Source organism: Microcoleus sp. AT8-B5, assembly GCF_036705565.1.
In the GTDB taxonomy this organism is placed as follows: Bacteria; Cyanobacteriota; Cyanobacteriia; order Cyanobacteriales; family Microcoleaceae; genus Microcoleus.
Map to the genome: position 1 here is coordinate 1 of NZ_JAUBUY010000018.1, position 17,932 is coordinate 17,932.

General features: G+C 45.5%; 13 protein-coding genes and 1 pseudogene. 10 read left to right on the plus strand and 4 right to left on the minus strand.

Annotation, left to right across the window (positions count from 1 at the left end):
• The first annotated feature begins 544 nt into the window (after window positions 1-544).
• Both QUB39_RS14240 and QUB39_RS14245 read left to right on the plus strand, forming a co-directional pair.
• Window positions 545-1,654: pseudogene (locus QUB39_RS14240) on the plus strand (IS630 family transposase).
• 266 nt (window positions 1,655-1,920) lie between these two features.
• Entirely contained in the window at window positions 1,921-2,640 is a 720-nt protein-coding gene (locus QUB39_RS14245) for a PHP domain-containing protein (RefSeq protein WP_333209391.1), read from the plus strand.
• Window positions 2,641-3,122: 482 nt separating this feature from the next.
• Here the strand turns inward: QUB39_RS14245 and QUB39_RS14250 are convergent, their stop codons facing one another.
• Window positions 3,123-4,289, minus strand: coding sequence for a CO2 hydration protein (locus QUB39_RS14250; protein ID WP_333209389.1), 1,167 nt, complete (start codon window positions 4,287-4,289; stop codon window positions 3,123-3,125).
• 312 nt (window positions 4,290-4,601) lie between these two features.
• A complete protein-coding gene (locus QUB39_RS14255; protein WP_333209387.1) occupies window positions 4,602-6,116 on the minus strand; it encodes an NADH-quinone oxidoreductase subunit M in 1,515 nt (504 codons plus the stop codon).
• 230 nt (window positions 6,117-6,346) lie between these two features.
• Here QUB39_RS14255 and QUB39_RS14260 point away from each other — a divergent pair, with 230 nt between their 5' ends.
• On the plus strand, window positions 6,347-6,958 hold the full coding sequence (locus QUB39_RS14260) for a Uma2 family endonuclease (protein ID WP_333053456.1): 612 nt from the start codon (window positions 6,347-6,349) through the stop codon (window positions 6,956-6,958).
• Between the two features lie 123 nt (window positions 6,959-7,081).
• On the opposite strand, the gene QUB39_RS14265 is transcribed toward QUB39_RS14260, so the two are convergent.
• Window positions 7,082-8,956, minus strand: coding sequence for an NAD(P)H-quinone oxidoreductase subunit F (locus QUB39_RS14265; protein WP_333053457.1), 1,875 nt, complete (start codon window positions 8,954-8,956; stop codon window positions 7,082-7,084).
• A gap of 623 nt (window positions 8,957-9,579) precedes the next feature.
• Here QUB39_RS14265 and QUB39_RS14270 point away from each other — a divergent pair.
• The 7 genes from QUB39_RS14270 (at window position 9,580) to QUB39_RS14300 (ending at window position 16,396) form a co-directional block, all read left to right on the plus strand.
• On the plus strand, window positions 9,580-9,891 hold the full coding sequence (locus QUB39_RS14270; RefSeq protein ID WP_006635059.1) for a carbon dioxide-concentrating mechanism protein CcmK: 312 nt from the start codon (window positions 9,580-9,582) through the stop codon (window positions 9,889-9,891).
• A 96-nt stretch (window positions 9,892-9,987) separates the two neighbouring features.
• Window positions 9,988-10,329, plus strand: coding sequence for a carbon dioxide-concentrating mechanism protein CcmK (locus QUB39_RS14275; RefSeq protein WP_006635058.1), 342 nt, complete (start codon window positions 9,988-9,990; stop codon window positions 10,327-10,329).
• A gap of 404 nt (window positions 10,330-10,733) precedes the next feature.
• Window positions 10,734-11,039: a EutN/CcmL family microcompartment protein gene (locus QUB39_RS14280; protein ID WP_006635057.1), complete on the plus strand. Its 306-nt coding sequence runs from the start codon at window positions 10,734-10,736 to the stop codon at window positions 11,037-11,039.
• A gap of 118 nt (window positions 11,040-11,157) precedes the next feature.
• Complete coding sequence (locus QUB39_RS14285; protein WP_333053458.1) at window positions 11,158-12,795, plus strand: ribulose bisphosphate carboxylase small subunit; 1,638 nt, start codon at window positions 11,158-11,160, stop codon at window positions 12,793-12,795.
• Window positions 12,796-13,084: 289 nt separating this feature from the next.
• Window positions 13,085-13,783 carry a carbon dioxide concentrating mechanism protein gene (locus tag QUB39_RS14290; RefSeq protein ID WP_333053460.1) on the plus strand — a complete coding sequence of 233 codons (699 nt, stop codon included), beginning with the start codon at window positions 13,085-13,087 and terminating at the stop codon, window positions 13,781-13,783.
• Between the two features lie 348 nt (window positions 13,784-14,131).
• Entirely contained in the window at window positions 14,132-14,905 is a 774-nt protein-coding gene (locus QUB39_RS14295) for a BMC domain-containing protein (protein WP_333053461.1), read from the plus strand.
• A 450-nt stretch (window positions 14,906-15,355) separates the two neighbouring features.
• Entirely contained in the window at window positions 15,356-16,396 is a 1,041-nt protein-coding gene (locus QUB39_RS14300) for a tetratricopeptide repeat protein (protein WP_333053462.1), read from the plus strand.
• A 304-nt stretch (window positions 16,397-16,700) separates the two neighbouring features.
• On the opposite strand, the gene QUB39_RS14305 is transcribed toward QUB39_RS14300, so the two are convergent.
• On the minus strand, window positions 16,701-17,888 hold the full coding sequence (locus tag QUB39_RS14305; RefSeq protein ID WP_333053463.1) for an aldo/keto reductase: 1,188 nt from the start codon (window positions 17,886-17,888) through the stop codon (window positions 16,701-16,703).
• Between the last annotated feature and the right edge of the window lie 44 nt (window positions 17,889-17,932).

The window sequence follows — 17,932 nt, forward strand, 5'->3', positions numbered from 1 at the left end:
TTTGCCCAAAAATAGCTCAAAACCTCTGCCCTAGTATTTTTGGGTATTTATACTCATTGCAAAAGTGACACGCTCCCAAAAGTCGAACCACCAGTCAGGCTTCTTCGATTCCTCCATCACACGATAGAAGTGGGAGTAGGAACACTCCAAAAGACCAATCAACGAGTAGCAGCAGCGGTAAAGCCAGCTATAAATGCACTGTGGAAATGGGCGTGCAATCAAATGTTCATGTAGATGAAACGCTAAGAGTGTTTGATGGGGGTTAAAGAAGGGCTATGGACGGCTAGTGGAGAGGGATTCTGTTTATTCCATTCCGCGGATACTTTTGTGACGTGTGGAACTAGAAACCATGCTGGGTACAGAATTTGCTGGGGTCTTAAGCTCAGATGATTTCAGCGTTTATAATGGTGGCACAATCACAGCTCAACAGAAGTGTCTAAGCTGTTGTGCATTTAAAACGCATATTGGTATAATATAACATAATGATATTCAGAAAAAGTGAATGCCTGCTAAAAACTTTCTCAGTTCCGAGACAAAGTAAACTCTGCAACAAGCATTAAAAGACCATGAGCATCCAGACATTCGACAAAGAGCGTTAATATTTTTATTACTAAACAACGGAAATACACAAGCTCAGACTGCTGAACTAATTGGATGTTCTCTCATAAAAGTTGCCTACGGTCGCATTCATGGTCATCCTGATAATTTAGACAGTTTTAAAGATAATAGGATGAAGGGTAATTACCGAAAAGCCACATAAAAATACATTGATTTACTTTTAGAAACAGTTGAAATAGAGCCTGAGAAATATGGTTATGAGTTCGGAATATGGACAACAGCTAGACTTGCAATACATCTAGGAGAGCAGACAGGAATAGAGCTGAGTAGTACCCAATTTAGGAGGATTTTAAACTCAAAAAAGTATGTTTTCTTTTCGGCTAAATCTAGCTTAGAGTCTAAGCAATATACGGTATAAAGGGGGTTGATTTAAAAATAAATTAGCGGAGTATTTAAAAATAGAAAAGTAATATCCAAACCTTTTGCAGGTATGGTTTTAGAACGATAGTGCATTTAGTTTAAGGGTGATTAGAAGGAAGAACTGGTGTATAAAAGTAACTCGAAGTAACATTCATAGGAGAGCGACGAAAAAGTCGTATTAATGTTATGGGTGGAGTAAGATATTAAGATAAAAAAAACGGGTATATTTTATTCCATCTGGGAATTATGCTAATTTTTATGCAGTGCTGAAAAAATTTTATGAAGATTTAAAAGCCGAGTGGATATTGCAAGTAAATTTAGCGGAAGACTTTCAAGATAAAGGCTGTAAGTTTGTGAGATTTTTGGACAACGCTAGTTTTCATATAAAAGCAGAGACTTTGCAGAAAATAGCGTCATAAATGCCGAATCTAATCATAGAGTTTTTGCCAAAATATAGCCCGGACTATAACGTAGTTGAATTAGTATGGCATTCCGCCAAGGAATATGTTGCTAATAGATTATTTGAATTGAAAAACTAGAATCACTGTTACATAAACTTTTAAATGAGGGCGGGCTAAGAGTGCCCAACCCTACTCCCTACAAGAAAATTTACTCTTTGTGGAAGAGGCCGGAAAGCTTGTTGTTAAGAATGATGCAATATTGTGGGAGTAATTGATATCTGCTGGCATTTTCCCCAAACCTGTAGAGGCGAGTTTTACCAACTATAAATTGCCTAAAATCAATAATCTCATAAACCCGCCCCCACCCGACGATAAAATGCTGGATAGAGAATTGTGCAAGATGTGCGAGTGAATTGATATCTTGTGCCGAACGCCACAATCAGCCAGATGTTTCAATCCTACAGCCGACTATTGCCACAGGTGCAACATATGAATTTATTAGATATATTAAACAAAGCTAGTTTTTTCTATAATAACGCTTATGGCTGTCAATTTCGCTACGTCCCCCGCTTCTAGTCTCAAACCAGAAGCCCAGAATATCTCAGCACTCAAACAAGTCTTCCAGACAATTGATGCCGATAGCTGTCCGGGTTCCTATAATTTTCATATGCACACAGTCTACTCTGACGGGCGATTGCAGCCAGAGAAATTGATGGAACAAGCCATAGCCCGCGGTCTCAAGGGCTTAGCTATCACCGACCACCACAGCACCGAAGGCTACGTTAAAGCTCAAATTTGGCTGGATAATTGGAAATTAAACCATCCTGACAAAAATAGTGAAGCACCTAGTCTCTGGACAGGCGCTGAAATTAATGCCGAATTGCTCAACAATGAGGTACACATTCTCTGTTACGCCTTCGATCCGCAAAATCCCAGTCTCAAACCTTACTTGCGAGGTAAAAGTACAGAAGGCACCTATTGTTATTCAGCAGCCAGGGTAATTGAAGCTATTCATGAAGCAGGAGGTTTAGCAGTTCTAGCACATCCTTGCCGGTATCGATCGACTGCAGATAAACTAATCCCAGAAGCAGCCAGTTGCGGCATTGACGGTGTAGAAATTTACTATGCTTACGGTAATCCAAATCCTTGGAAACCGAGTCCCAAACAAACTGCTTTAGTCAAAGATTTAGCAGAAACTTATGGTTTGCTGGGAACTTGTGGCACGGACTCTCACGGCCTGAGTCTTTTAGTCCGAATCTAAATAGTTCGGAAATAAGAAGTGCTTTATCCTGTCCTTGCCAGTCTAAGCGTTAGCGGATATATCTCTTATGAAAGCAATCACCATGAGCCGAAAACAAACAGTTGATCAGGTCAATCGATTTTAGATTTTAGATTTTAGATTTTAGATTGACTGCACGGATAAATACGTTCGGCAAGTTTCATTTGATACAGGTTTTTTATTTCTGGACGGATGAATCACGTGGCGGGTATCCTGGATGCTTGATTGTCATATTAGGTGCGCTAAAATGACTATAAAATTGTTTGGTAGTGAGGACTTCAGTCCTCATAAAAGTCTGTGGACTGAAGTTTTTACTACTTGCCTGATAACGGCTATTTTACGGGACGTGAGATAATTGCGATCGCCAGAATGAGCTTTCGGTATCCAAAAGTAAGCAATTGCTTTCTTCAGGTAATATTCTTGCAACTCCGAGAGACATTGCGCCCTAAAAACCAGTCGCCCTTCTACCGTTCGGGGAACAACTGACAGGCCCTGTTCGTTGGCTGATTTGCCCACTCCAAGCGAGAATTTCCAAATCGATCCATCCAACCTTCCAAATAAGCGCGATTAGCCTTTTTTTCCTCTGGATCGGAGGTATTCATGGGATGAGGTGCTAAACCAAAAATAGTCGCCGTCGTCACGCAAAACATCGACTTCTGAAAACTTTGGCAAATTTGCACCCGCAGATCATCTTCACCCCGACAGCTAGTGCGATAAACTGCGTGCAAATACTCCGGCAAATAATGCCGCATATCTTGCATCAATTGAGTTGGCGGAATCCCTGCACCTCCAATAGGTAATGGATCAGCAAACAAAGCCCCGTAGGCAAAATCTTTTTGTTTTTCCGGGATTTGATGGGCTTGAGCGTTGTAGGAAACTGTGCCAAAAAAAGCTGTGCCCCGAAAGAAAACAGCCTCTACATAAGGCACCGCTACATCTGGTAAAAATGTCAAGTTAGCCGAGGCCGGAATGATATCGTAGACTTGACTGTGAATCTTGACGCTGTAGGTAATCGGTAGGCTGGCGGCGGCGACTAAACCGGCTTTGACAAAATCAACTACATCAGAAATAGACTTAGTTTCCCCTCGATCGTAGGAATCAGATAAGTCCATAAACAAATCGCTCATTACCCGCCAAAACTGACCGAGACCGGTGTAGTAAGCCAGCATCCGCACTTGTTCCGGCAAAAAATTAGGAAAGGTTTTGTTTAGTCCCTGCATGAAAAAATTGCCTTTCAATTTAGCAGCGATCGCCTTTTCGACCAAACTGCTAAATTCCGGGGAATCCAAATAACTGTCCAAACCGCCGCCGCCGTGCCAAAGCATTGTTCTCATGCAATACTCAGCATACTCAAAATTTATGCGATCGTGCCACAAATAGCGAATTAATTTCGGCAGAGTCACATCTCCGTTGAAATATTTAAAAAACGGAAAAAGCACTAAAAACTGTTCTTCTGCAATATAGTTGAGATTGCGAGAATAGGCATCTAAAACAATAGCATAACTTTTCAGTACGCCGACAACTTCAACTACATTTTCCGTAGATTCAGGCAGTAAAGCTTTGCCTGATTCCAAGATGTCAATGTATGCGGATAGGGGATGGGAAGATGGTTTTAATACGGTACTTGTCATTTTTATTTAACCTTAATTGAAGGAAGGCACGACACGGATTTGAACACGGATACACTGATGAATGGAATAGGTAGGGACACGGCAGTGCCGTGTCCCTACAGCAGTCTGCTGTATTTTATGGGATTGAAAACTGCCATAGGACTAAAGTCCGATGCTACTGATATCTTGCACCATTCTCAATTAGCCCTAGGGGCGGGTTCGCCAACAGCCTTAAAGCTTGCAAATAGGTTATATAAGCCCGCCCGACCCCACGAAAAATCCTCTTATTGATATTGCTGCAAGATGTCAGATGCTACAAACTTAGGTCATATTTTATTTCAAGTTTTGAGCAATCACTTTAACTTGGGGTGGCACATTAGCAACCATTCCGATCGCAGTTTTTTCGCTCAAAGCAACTAAAACTCCCGGCTGCACTCCCATGATGGCAATAATTATTGCTAAAACCAGCGAAGGAATGCGATCGTCCCAGCGGACTTGCGGCAAATTTACCACCACATCAGAAAGGCGGCCGAAAAAGGCGCGGTTGACCATAATTAAAAAGTAAACTGAAGTTAAACCAGTGCCAATCATGCAGAGCAAAGTTTGCAGGGGAAACACTGGCAAACTGCCCCGAAATATCAAAAATTCAGCAATAAATCCAGCCAAACCAGGAATGCCGGCACTAGCCATCACGCCGAGGATCATTAAACTGCCAATCATCGGCAAACCGCGATCGGGATTGAACAAACCTTTGAGCACATCGATGTTGCGGGTGCCGGATTTTTTGTAAATAACGCCGACACTCAAAAATAGCAGCCCTGAAATTAAACCGTGGCTAACCATTTGCAAAACTGTTCCCAGCATACTAATCGGAGTAGCTGCGGCGCTAGCTAACAAAATGTAGCCCATGTGAGCGATCGAACTGTAAGCTACAATTTTTTTCATATCTTTTTGGGCGATCGCGCAACTCGCCCCGTAAAGCACGCTTACCACCGCCCAACTCGCCAACCAAGGTGCCGCCACCGCCCACGCATCTGGAAACAAACCCAAACCAAAACGCAGCATCCCATAAGTTCCCAGCTTCAAAAGCACCCCCGCCAGCAGCACCGAAACCGGCGTCGAAGCTTCTACGTGAGCATCCGGCAGCCAAGTATGAAAAGGCACCAAAGGCATCTTAATTCCAAAAGCCAGCAACACCCCTGCCAGCAAAACAATTTGCCTTACCAAAGGCAATGGCAATCCTCCTTGTAAATGCGATGCGCCCGCTGCACCAACCATATCGAAACTCGAAGCACCGCTAAGCCAACCAGTACCCAAGAAAGCAGCCAGGAGCACAATTCCCGAAAATGCAGTATAGATTAAAAACTTAGTAGCAGCATAACCCCGGCGCTCGCCTCCCCAAATCGCAATTAACAGGTAAAGCGGAATCAATTCTACCTCAAAAAACAGGAAAAACAGCAGCAAATTTTGAGATAAAAAAGCCCCTGTTACGCCGCCGGTAATTAACAAAATCAAAGAATAATAAAGTCGAGGTCTGCGGATCGACTCATCCGTAGCGTAAATAGCTATTCCTGTCAGCAGAGTATTTAAAATTACCAAAGGCAGAGCCAAACCATCAACACCGAGATTGTAATTCAATCCCAAAACATCTATCCAAGGAATGAATTCCGCAAACTGCAACTGACTGGTACTGGCATCAAACTGAACTGCCAAAATCACCGAGAGAATAAAAGTTATACCCGCAATGGCGATCGCTACATTCCGAACTATTTTAGAACTCACTGAACCAGGCCAGATCCCAATCAGGGCAGCGGCCAACATAGGTATCCAGATTAAAGCACTGAGCATCAATTAAAACTTTCCTTTATTACGCAGTTTTTAGAGATATAGCAATCCTAAATCATTTGTGAATTTCTTACTCCCTCCCCAAGGCATCGGGGAGGGTTGGGGTGGGGTAAAAAAATTACGACTCCTGCAAGGATTGGTATATATTTAACATTAACGCAAAGCAACTGCATAAAAAAGCGATCGGCCCATTTTCTTGTTAACATAGATTCAAATGTGTCTGGAATCCTCCTATGACCTCAAGTCTTACAGATCGAGAAGATTTGCAAATTAAATCCGGTTCTCCTTCCACCCGCCTCACCGTTGCCGACTTGGAACAACTGCAAGGTATACTCTCGGAAGCGCATCTAGACTACCAATTAGAACTCGTAGACGGGAAGATTATCCTTATGGGCCCATCAGACATTGTATCGAGCGAAATTGGGGCAGAGTTAGTCAGACTTTTACTAAACTGGGTCAAACCCCGCAAACTTGGACGAGTGTTTGAGTCCAGTGGCGGGTTTATTCTCCCCAATTCAAATCTTACAGCACCCGATGTTTCGTTTGTAACCGCCGATCGCCTCAAACAAAGTAAAAGGTATTTTGCCGAACTCGTTCCCGACTTAGTTGTAGAAATCAAATCTCAGTCCGATCGCCTCAAACCCCTGCGAGAAAAAATTTTATCATTTATCGAACTAGGAGCCAAAGTAGGAATATTAATCGACCCTGACAAGCGCACAATAACAATTTACACTCCCCAAGCAGATCCAGTGGTATTGAGAGACGGCGACATGATTTCAATTCCCGAACTTTTGCCCGGTTGGGAAGTTCCAGTGATCGAATTGTGGCCGATCGAGTTTGAATAAAAGTAGATAAAAAAGCAGACAAACCCAGAATAAAATCATCTGCGTTCATCTGCGGTTTAAAATTAAATAACATCAGACAAAAAGCAGACAAACCCGAAAAATTCATCTGCCAACCTCTGCTGTTTAAAACTGCCAAATAATCAACCCCAGCAACACCGCAACCCCCCCCACAATAGTCAACACATAAAACTGCGACTGACCGGTGCCGCTGTACTTCAACCCTTCACCGCTGAAAATTGTGGCAAAACCGAACAAATTCACCGCCCCGTCCACCACATACCTATCAGTCCAAGCGCTGATTTTAGAAATAAAAGCCACAGCCCAAACGACAGTCAAGCGGTAAACTCGATCGATATAAAAATCGTAAGCAAACAAATCCTGCAACGCTGGCACCGGCAGCCGTACCGGTCGAGGTAAAACCCCGTACCAATAAATCGCTACCCCAACCGCAACGCCAATCAACCCAGATAACAGCAACAGCGGCGTATCCAGCGTCTTCAACAGCAAATTTAAAGTATCAAAATCTCCCGTTTCCGCCCAAGGCCCAGTCCAACTAATTAACAGTTGCCACTGCTGCAACATCCAAGGAACCAACAGCCCCATCACTGTCAAAATTACCATCGGCAAAGCCATCGGCCAACCAACTTCTGGAGCTCTGCGAGTTTTCGGCTGCGGTTTTCCCACAAACACTAAACCGAATATGCGGGTTAAATTTAGGGCTGTCAAACCGTTAACTAAAAGCAGCACTATTACCAGCCACAAAGGCACCGTCCAAAAACCGTTGAGCCAGCGTCGCATCGCCCAAAAGTTGCCCAGAGGCAACAACGCTACCATCCCCGCAGCGCCTACTAAATAAGCCGTAGTCGTGGCAGGCATCTTTGACCACAACCCACCCATTTCTGTTAAATTTTGAGTGTTAGTTGTGGTAATAATTGACCCTACGCTCATGAATAATAGGCCTTTGGCGATCGAGTGCGCGAACAGCAACAGTAAAGCAATGTCAACTTGATTTAGCCCCACGGCGATAAACACCAAACCCAAAGAAGCGCTGGTAGAATGCGATAGTGCTCTTTTGAGGTCGATTTGGGCGATCGCCACCAAGGAAGCGCCAACAGCCGTCACCGCCCCCAAAACCACCAGCACCCCATCCGTCACGGGCGACAGCGCTAAAACAGGCTGAAGTTTAATCAAAACATAAGCCCCAGCGCCCACAACTACCGTATTCCGCATAATCGAAGCCGGGTTTGGCCCTTCCATCGCCTCGTCGAGCCACAAATGGAAGGGAAATTGAGCGCACTTGGCTGTAGGGGCGGAGATTAAAGCCAAACCTAAAAGAGTCGCCACTAGGGGAGACAAAGTTGCAGTTTCCGCCCATGTTTCTAAATCGGAAAAATTCAAACTTCCTGCTAAAGTTGAAAGCGTCACTACTCCCATCAGCAGTGGCACGTCTCCTACACGCTTGGTTAAAAACGCATCTCTAGCGGCTGTTACTACCAGCGGTTGAGCGTACCAAAACCCGACTAGCAAGTAAGTTGAAAGCGTCAGCATTTCCAATAAAGCGTAAGTTAGAAGCAGTGAGTCGCTAATAGCAATGCCGCTAATTGCTGCTTCAAAAAAACCGAGCAGCCCAAAAAATCGAGCTAGCGCCCAGTCTTTTTCCATGTAGCCTAGAGCGTAAATTTGTGCTAGCAAACTCAGAAGTGTAACTAACTCCATTGCTCCGACGCTGACCGTGGAGATTTCTATTGCAAAAGACAAATCTAAATCGGCTGCTTGCACCCAGTGCACGAGCAACTGTTGCGGCGGTTGATCCCAAGTCGCTGTAAAAATAACTGATCCGTGTATGAAAGCCACCACTGTCATCAGCAAATTGAAGTAAGCTGCTGGTCTTGGGCCTGTTCTGCGAATGGTGCCGGTAGACCACGGCAAAGTTAAAATTGCGCCTATTAAGCCATATAAAGGTACCCACCAACAGGCTTGGAGGAGAAATTGAGTCATTTAATTTATGCCTTAAACTTGAAATTACTGGCTGCTTTTATACAAAAACAGTAGCGGGCGATCGCGCGAGGCCCTAAAACTTTGACTAAACCCGATCGTATAGTTGTGGCAAAATAATTTGCAGTCCAGATTAACTATACATGAAAGCATCAAAACTGATAATTATCTCAACACTAATTTATAAGCTGAGCAGAGGAGGCACTCAAAGAAAAAAATGTCTGCCGATGGGCCAAGACTGCCTTTTTTGGCTATTTACCCGCGATCCCCATTTTGAACTCCCCTAATTTCCTGCCAGCGATCGGCTCCGGCTTCGCATACCGAACTCTACTTTATGAGTATTCTTACTTACTTTAATCCCCCCTCGCTCTCGGTATCTACCCCTCTAAATATTAAGATTATTAAATAAATATGAAATTATTTTAAGTAACATAAAAAATTTTAATTTTTGTTATTAAACATTATGATGTTAGTTTATATTGTCAAGGTGGACAGCTTCCCCTATTCTTATAGGATAGGAAGCTTTACACTGCCTTACTAAAAAATGTGGGCCTCCCCGTCCAAATTTTTAGATTTCTCAAAGATTTGTAACGGTAATTTCGCTCATCCTCAAAGGAGATTCAAAAATGTCAATTGCCGTGGGAATGATTGAGACAAAAGGTTTTCCCGCTGTGGTGGAAGCTGCCGATGCTATGGTCAAAGCTGCCCGCGTTACCCTCGTGGGGTATGAAAAAATCGGCAGCGCCCGCGTCACCGTAATTGTGCGCGGCAACGTGTCGGAAGTCCAAGCCTCAGTCGCAGCCGGAGTGGAATCCGTCAAGCGGGTCAACGGCGGAGAAGTCGTCTCTACCCACATCATCGCTCGCCCCCACGAAAACCTAGAATACGTTCTGCCGATTCGATATACAGAAGCAGTAGAACAGTTCCGAGGCTACTAAGTTCTTAGCGCACAAAAATTTCGTTAAAGAAAAATTTGTGCGATCGTCAAAAATTAACTGTTTAGTTCCCCAAATATTCAATCAGGAGTAAAACCAATGGCAATTGCAGTTGGCATGATCGAAACCCTAGGCTTCCCCGCAGTGGTAGAAGCCGCTGACGCGATGGTCAAAGCAGCCCGCGTCACCTTGGTAGGCTACGAAAAAATCGGTAGCGCTCGGGTTACGGTCATTGTAAGAGGAGATGTCTCGGAAGTGCAAGCTTCTGTCGCAGCCGGAGTAGAGTCAGTGAAGCGCGTTAACGGCGGACAAGTGATGTCCACCCACATTATCGCCCGCCCTCACGAAAACTTAGAGTACGTGCTGCCGATTCGCTACACCGAAGCTGTAGAACAGTTCCGTGAAGGCGTGAGTGGCATTCGCCCTCTCAACAGATCATAAGATAGGCGATTCCCTACGGGATAGCTTCGCTTCACGGCTGTTAGGGGCGTTTGGTAATTAAAAATTAAAAATCGCGATGTTTTTGATTTAGCATTTTTAATTTTTAATTGAGGTGGGCATGGGATATTGGTTATTAGTCATGAATCATGAGTCCGTCGATTTTAGATTTTAGATTTTAGATTTTAGATTGACTCTCGCATTGAATTGGGGAGCTTGAACTCTTAGTCTAAAATTTCGATCTCGTCCACTTAAGTGGGGAATTTTACCCGTTTCTGGCGAGTCATTAGTTACTAGACGAAAAACTCTAAAAGACGCAGAGCAGACAGAAGAAAGCAAATCTAAAAACGACAAGTGACTAAGTGAAAAAATGACAATTACCAATTACCTATTACCTATTACCTAAAATGCAAATGGCCAAAGTTCTCGGCACAGTTGTCAGTACCCAAAAAGAGCCGACACTGAGAGGATCGAAATTTCTACTGCTGCAATTCATCGATGAGGAAGGTTCGCCAGTTCCCGGCTATGAGGTAGCCGCTGACTGTGTGGGCGCTGGTATAGATGAATGGGTTTTAGTAACCCGAGGCAGCGCAGCCCGGATCGCGCCCGGAAGCGAAAACCGTCCGATCGATGCTCTAGTAGTAGGCATTATAGATACTGTCAATGTAGAAAACCGCCTCATTTACAGTAAAAAAGACGACCCGTACGGCTAGTTGCAACCGTTAGCAGTTAGCAGTTAGTGGAAAAATAACTAACAACTAACAACTAACAACTAACAACTAACAACTAACAACTAACAAAAAGATTTTTCAGCTTAGGAGAACTTAATTTATGGCAGTCCGCAACGTTGCGGCTCCCCCGACGCCTTGGTCGAAAAACTTGGCTGAGCCTAAAATTCACGACACCGCCTTCGTACATTCCTTTTCTAACATTATTGGGGATGTGCATATCGGTTCTAATGTGATGATTGCCCCCGGGACATCTATCCGCGCCGATGAAGGCACTCCTTTTTATATCGGACAAGGAAGCAACATTCAAGACGGAGTAGTGATTCACGGCCTAGAACAAGGCCGTGTCACAGGAGACGACGACAAATCCTATTCTGTGTGGGTGGGGAAAAATACTTCCCTCACCCACATGAGTTTAATTCACGGCCCGGCCTACGTGGGCGACAACTGCTTTATCGGCTTTCGCTCCACGGTGTTCAATGCCAGAGTGGGCAACGGCTGCATTGTCATGATGCACGTACTAATTAAAGATGTGGAGATTCCCCCCGGTAAGTACGTACCTTCGGGAGCCATCATCACTAATCAGAAGCAAGCCGATCGCTTGCCTGACGTTCAAGATTCTGACATTCAATTTGCGACCCATGTCATCGGCATCAATGACGCTCTGAGAACGGGTTATCGCTGCGCTGAGAACATCGCCTGTCTAGCACCAATTCGCAACGAGCAAACTAAAAACCCAAATATGACTCAAACCAAATATTCTACCCATGCCGGCACCCAATTGAGTTCAACTCTTGCCGATAGCATCCGTAATTTACTAGCTCAAGGATACAGCGTGGGAGCCGAACACGCCGACGCACGCCGCTTCCGTACCGGTTCTTGGCGTACTTGCGGCCCGATTTCCTCAACCCGTGACTCTGAAGTGATCGCGGCTTTGTCAGCTTGCATGGCCGAACACCAAGGAGAATACGTCCGCTTGATCGGGATTGACACCAAAGCCAAGCGCCGCGTACTAGAAGAAATCGTCCAAAGACCGGGAGACAACGGCTCTAACGGTTCTAACGGTGCGAAAACTCACCAATCTAACGGTAAAGTTGCACAACAAGCTTCATACCACAATAGCGGTTCCGTGTCAAGCGGAAAATTGAGTGCCGAAACAGTGACTCAGGTTCGGGGCTTGCTAGCTCAAGGCTACAAAATTGGCACGGAACACGCCGACGCGCGCCGCTTCCGCACCAGTTCTTGGCAAAGCGGGGCTTCGCTGCAAGTCAGAAACGAATCTGAGGCGATCGCCGCTTTGGAAGCTGTGATGAACGAGTACCCCGGTGAGTACGTGCGCTTGATCGGGATTGACCCGAAAGCTAAGCGACGCGTGGTTGAAGAAATTATTCAGCGTCCCGACGGCCCAGTTGCTCAATCGGCTAAGCCTGCAGCAACATCGGGATACAAAGCAGCTTCGACTGGTTCGGCCAGCAGCGGCAGTTTGACCGGCAAGACGATCGACCAAATCCGCAACCTGCTTTCCCAAGGCTACAAAATTGGCACGGAACACGCCGACGCGCGCCGTTTCCGCACCGGTTCTTGGAGCAGTTGCGCCCCGATCGCATCCAACCGCGAATCCGAAGTGATTTCTGCCCTCGAAAGCTGTCTCAAAGAACACAGCGGCGAGTACGTCCGCTTGCTGGGCATCGACTCCAAGGCGAAGCGCCGGGTACTCGAAGAAATTATCCAGCGTCCTTAATTTGCTAGGTAATTAGCTTGTTTCTCCCGTTAAGCCCTCGCGTTGGGGCCAACGGGAGAAACCCCAGCGGATTTAAGTTGGATTTGAGATAGTTAAAAAGCTCGAATGAGAAATGTTGGTCAAAATCTAGAATCTTCGGAAAGTTTCTATAAAACGTTAAATCATCAAGCTTCTCAGTATTAGTAAATTATCGTTTCTTAGATTGACATGGTTAAATTTATCAGTCGAGAAAACCCATAATTTAAAGTCGTTTTATCGAAAAAAATAGCTCCTTTCATGGTGAAGTCGAATGTATTTATCGCCACTGCAATTAAGTAGCAACTCTCAGATTTTGATGAGTGGCGATGTAGTTGTGAATGAGGGTGCGGCGATCGCCCCTGGAGCAATCCTGCAAGCAGAGCCCGGAAGCCGGATCTCGATCGCCGCCGGTGCCTGTATCGGTATGGGAGTTATCCTTCACGCCCGTGAAGGTACTCTGGAAATCGCGGCGGGCGTAATTCTGGGTGCAGGGGTGCTGGTGGTAGGTGCGGGAACGATCGGGGAAAATGCCTGTATTGGCGCCGCGACGACCCTAATCAATCCTTGTATCGACAAAATGCAAATTATGCCAGCAGGTTCTCTAATGGGAGATACCAGCCGCCAAGTCGCCGCAGAAGCAACAGCAGCAGCGCCAACAGCAGCGCCAACAGCAGCGCCAACAGCACCAGAACCCCCCGAAGCCACTACGCCACCAGTCGATCGACCGATCGAGCCTTTCGAGCCGATCGAGCCGCCACAACCCGCCCAAACACCGCCTCAAACTGCGCCGGAGACTGCCCCAGAGCCACCGGAACCCACCACCGCAGAGCCGCCCCAACCAGGGGAAACGCCAACTATTCTATATGGCCAAGCTCACATCAATCGGCTGTTGGGGACGCTGTTTCCGCACCGGCAAGCTTTTAATCGATCGGAGGAAAACGGCCAAACTCTATCGGGCGGTTCCGGGTAGCCGTCAATCGATTGCGCGATTTTCGATTTTAGATTTGAGATTGAAGCATTGACTTGCGCGAGATAAATTCGGGGTTCCTTTATGGGATACAGGTTTTTTATTTCTGGACGGATGAATCACGTGGCGGGTATCCTCGATGCTTTCGGTCATTTCGGCAAAAGCCAGCTATGCTAAAGGCAGAAAGATCAAATATAAATAGGTAATCTCATATTATTGGTAGCTCAGCAATTTGTCAGACCTTGCAGCAGCAATCAGTGTCTTGTAGCTCGTGCAGTCTGTCTTCTCATCTGAGAAACTATAAACTATCAACAAATTTTTATTTTGGGAAGTTTCTAAGGGTAATAGAAGATGGACGGACAAACAGATCGTAACAGTCACCAAGAGCGATCGCAGCGCCAGGAATACTTCAAAGACACTGCTTTGGGTTTGGTATCGACCAAGAGTTTTCCGGCAATTGTCGGGACTGCTGACATGATGCTCAAGTCGGCAGGAGTGATTTTAGTAGGATACGAAAAAATTGGTTCCGGTCACTGTACCGCGATCGTCCGGGGCAGAATTTCGGATGTGCGTTTGGCTGTGGAAGCTGGAGCTCAAACTGCCGAACAGTTCGGGCAGTTTGTTTCTAAGTTAGTGATTCCTAGACCTTTGGCTAATTTGGAAGTGGTTTTGCCGATCGGCTTTCGGCTGACTGAACTTTCGGAAAAAGGCAGTTATTCTCGGCTTAGCAATCAGGCGATCGGTTTGCTCGAAACCCGCGGATTTCCGGCAATGGTCGGTGCTTGCGATGCTATGCTCAAATCTGCAGACGTACACTTGGCAGCTTACGAGAAAATAGGCGCCGGCTTGTGTACGGCAATTATTCGCGGTGCAGTTGCAGATGTAGCAGTAGCCGTAGAAGCCGGGATGTACGAAGCTGAGCGAATTGGCGAGTTGAACGCGGTGATGGTAATTCCGAGGCCTTTGGAAGATTTGGAACAAACTTTACCGCTGGCGAGTTGCTGGATCGAGCAGCGTAAACCTGTGATGATGCCCATGTCGGTTAAGGAAAAGGAACAAGAATTGATCGAACTTCCCGATTTGGAGAAATTGAGAGTTTATGTGGAAGAGGAAATCAATCGGTAATTGGTAATTAGGCAACAAAAGTTTGTAGAGACGTACTGTCGCAAATACTGAGACGAAATTTGTCAAAAAAATAGAGAGTTTACTCGGTAGGACTGCTGGCAACAATTTATACTGAGTAGCGGTCTCAAACTTAATTTGCCGATCTAGCCGATCGTCGCTGCATCAAGAGACACCGAGCACCAAGTAAAACTAGACTTTTGAGAGCAAGTCGATCGAGTAAACAATCGAACTGACTAATAAGTAAATCCAGCCGACGTGCAAAGCCTTTCCACATGATTTAACTACTGTTAAAATAAACCAAAAATCCTGTTTACGGTAGATTGCCCGGAATCATTCAAGAGTTACTCTGACCGCAGGTGGATGCTCTTTCAACAGATTAACGGCTGTCGAACTCAAAACTGACAGCACAGGAATCAACCCCCAGAATCAAGCACTCCTGAAAGTTGACCTATGAACCTCAAACAATTTTACAAGCGCGGTTTGCACAGCGCCAAGAAAGGAAACTATGAAGCGGCGATCGACGATTTCGATCGCATACTGCAACTCAATCCCGCCGATGCCAAAGCCTATAACAATCGCGGCTTGGTGTATTATTACATGAAAGACTACCAAAAAGCGATCGCAGACCTCAGCCAAGCCCTAGATATCAATCCTAATTTCTTCGAGGCTTACCTGAATCGAGGCAATGCTTGGCGTCATCTCGGAGAACACGACAAAGCCATTGAAGATTTAAACTGTGCTTTAGCAAATAAGCCTAACAGCCACGCTATCTACAACAACCGGGGACTGGTACTTGCTAATTTAGGAAACTACGAAGAAGCAATAGAAGACTACAATCGAGCTCTCTCTATCAATTCCAACAATTATAAAACCTATTACAACCGGGGGCGCGCTTACTACCTTTTGGGAGAAAAAGAGGCAGCAACGGAAAACTTTAACGAAACGCTGCGGTTGAATCCTAAATATATCAAAGCTTACATAAATCGAGGTCTCTGTTACCACCAACTAGGAGACAATACGCAGGCGATGGCCGATTACAACATTGCACTCGCCATCGATCCACAAAATGTTTATGCCTATTATAACAGAGGTTGCGTTCGCTATAAATTAAAACAAATGCAGCTTGCAATTGAAGACTTTGACCAAGCAGTAGAACTCGATCCGAACTATGTTAAAGCTTATCTCAACCGGGGTTTAGCGCTGTATAAACTTGGAGATGTTGCGGCAGCAAATAAGGATTTTTACCACGTAATGTGCATTAATGCTGAAGCTTATGTATACTACCAAGCCCAGCGGTGCACGCCTGATATTAATTCATACTTCAAGGAAGCGCCGCAGGTGGAACTTAATAATGCTGCGGAATACTACAACACAACATTAAATACGATGTCAACTTCCTTAAGTTCTGCAGCATTAAACGCGGTCTGGAATCAAGAAGATTTGGAGAACAGAGACTCGATTATCTGTGAAGGTGAATTTATTAATGATTGATTTATTCAGTAATCAGGGAGCTTGCGTACTTAGTCGGCTAAAATGTTACAATAATATCTCATTTTAGCACACGATCGGGAGCATCTCATATTTGTAAAAACACTTCTTCTGGCTCCTTCCTTCTTCCTCTTCCCTCTTCCCTCCTGCCTCCTGCCTCCTGCCTCAAAACTCCAATTTCTAGCGGAGGCCTGCTTTCATTGAGATGCTCCCACACTAAGTATGGAAGAACCATAAACATTAACTGAAACTATTCCATAATGCCATTGAAGATTTTAAGTTCAGCCGTTCTCCGGCAAGGGCAACTTCAATTTCCGTTTAACACTTGAACAATTGAATCAGTAAGTTCCTGAAACCTTGCTCTCCCAAGCCGCCCGACAGCAGCAAGGGCTAGGTTCTCTTCTATATGTTTTGGCGCTTTCATCCCTACAAGGGCACTCAGGAGGCCAGGGGCGCTGCGGGTATATTGGAGCGCCCGCTGGCAGTCTGTCCGCAAGCTTTCGCCAAAGGCAGAAGCAATCTTTTCTGGGATCTGACCGATAACCTGCGCTTCACAGATCGACCTACTGGCGATCGCCCAAATGCCTAAGCGATCGGCAGCTTCCAATACTGAGACTTGTTCTCCTTTGATTGTTTGAGTTGGGCTTAGCACAGCTTCCGGCATCCCCATATTCAAAGGAAGCTGGATAAACCGAAACCCATCCTCTTTGTTCCCAGCTACTTCGCGAGCAATGGACTTCGCACGCGCCAGATCGATATGGTACTTTTCAGTTGGAGGTACGCGAAAAGCATTCCAAGTTGCCACACCGTAATTAGCAATTTTTCCAGCTAAAACCGCACCTTCAAGTACCTCAAAAACCTCTCGCAACCGATTGTAAAAAATATCGGGTTCAACTTGAGAAAGTAGCTTTTCTGGATTGTGAAGATAGTAGACATCGATTGTCTCAATGCCGAGGTTGGCGAGGCTCCAATTAAGCTGATCTTGAATGTATTCTGGGTGGATGCAGTAACGCTCCTGGGCCAAATCTGCCATGCTGATAGTAGAGTTGTTTGGCTCGACGTACTGCTGATAAAACCACTCTACATGGTTGGGAGTTGGATGGGGAACAACGCCGCCTTTCGTACAGATAATTAGTTCATCCCTTGAGGCTTCTCCCGATTCCAGGAGACGGCGGATAGCCTTTCCTACGCTCCGCTCTCCGTACTGGTAGCGGTAGTTAATTGCTGAGTCAATTAGGTTGGCACCCCGCCGAACCGATTCCACTACAGCTTCCGCCACCAGAGTGTCAGTATACTCATCTGGTTCCCCAAGGTAAGTGCCAATTCCAATCGAGCTGGCCACAAGCGAACCAGTTTCTCGGAAGTGATCGGCTGCACAGTTTTTGTTGTGCCGTTCCCTGTAACGCCGCGTTCCTTCTGCGGTAGCTCTGCCTGCGATCGCGATCGCATTATTATTTCCTAAGCTAACATTCATTAAGTTTAAGCCCTCCTTCATTGAAAATTTTCCTCAAAGTGACCAAGGTAGAAACGCGATCGCTC

Excerpts from the sequence above, each read along its gene's own strand:
- QUB39_RS14260 (WP_333053456.1), top strand. The coding sequence starts at position 6,347 with ATGACCTCAAGTCTTACAGATCGAGAAGATTTGCAAATTAAATCCGGT.
- QUB39_RS14255 (WP_333209387.1), bottom strand. The coding sequence starts at position 6,116 with ATGCTCAGTGCTTTAATCTGGATACCTATGTTGGCCGCTGCCCTGATT.
- QUB39_RS14290 (WP_333053460.1), top strand. The coding sequence starts at position 13,085 with ATGTATTTATCGCCACTGCAATTAAGTAGCAACTCTCAGATTTTGATG.
- QUB39_RS14295 (WP_333053461.1), top strand. The coding sequence starts at position 14,132 with ATGGACGGACAAACAGATCGTAACAGTCACCAAGAGCGATCGCAGCGC.
- QUB39_RS14270 (WP_006635059.1), top strand. The coding sequence starts at position 9,580 with ATGTCAATTGCCGTGGGAATGATTGAGACAAAAGGTTTTCCCGCTGTG.
- QUB39_RS14285 (WP_333053458.1), top strand. The coding sequence starts at position 11,158 with ATGGCAGTCCGCAACGTTGCGGCTCCCCCGACGCCTTGGTCGAAAAAC.
- QUB39_RS14280 (WP_006635057.1), top strand. The coding sequence starts at position 10,734 with ATGCAAATGGCCAAAGTTCTCGGCACAGTTGTCAGTACCCAAAAAGAG.
- QUB39_RS14275 (WP_006635058.1), top strand. The coding sequence starts at position 9,988 with ATGGCAATTGCAGTTGGCATGATCGAAACCCTAGGCTTCCCCGCAGTG.
- QUB39_RS14305 (WP_333053463.1), bottom strand. The coding sequence starts at position 17,888 with ATGAAGGAGGGCTTAAACTTAATGAATGTTAGCTTAGGAAATAATAAT.
- QUB39_RS14265 (WP_333053457.1), bottom strand. The coding sequence starts at position 8,956 with ATGACTCAATTTCTCCTCCAAGCCTGTTGGTGGGTACCTTTATATGGC.
- QUB39_RS14245 (WP_333209391.1), top strand. The coding sequence starts at position 1,921 with ATGGCTGTCAATTTCGCTACGTCCCCCGCTTCTAGTCTCAAACCAGAA.
- QUB39_RS14300 (WP_333053462.1), top strand. The coding sequence starts at position 15,356 with ATGAACCTCAAACAATTTTACAAGCGCGGTTTGCACAGCGCCAAGAAA.
- QUB39_RS14250 (WP_333209389.1), bottom strand. The coding sequence starts at position 4,289 with ATGACAAGTACCGTATTAAAACCATCTTCCCATCCCCTATCCGCATAC.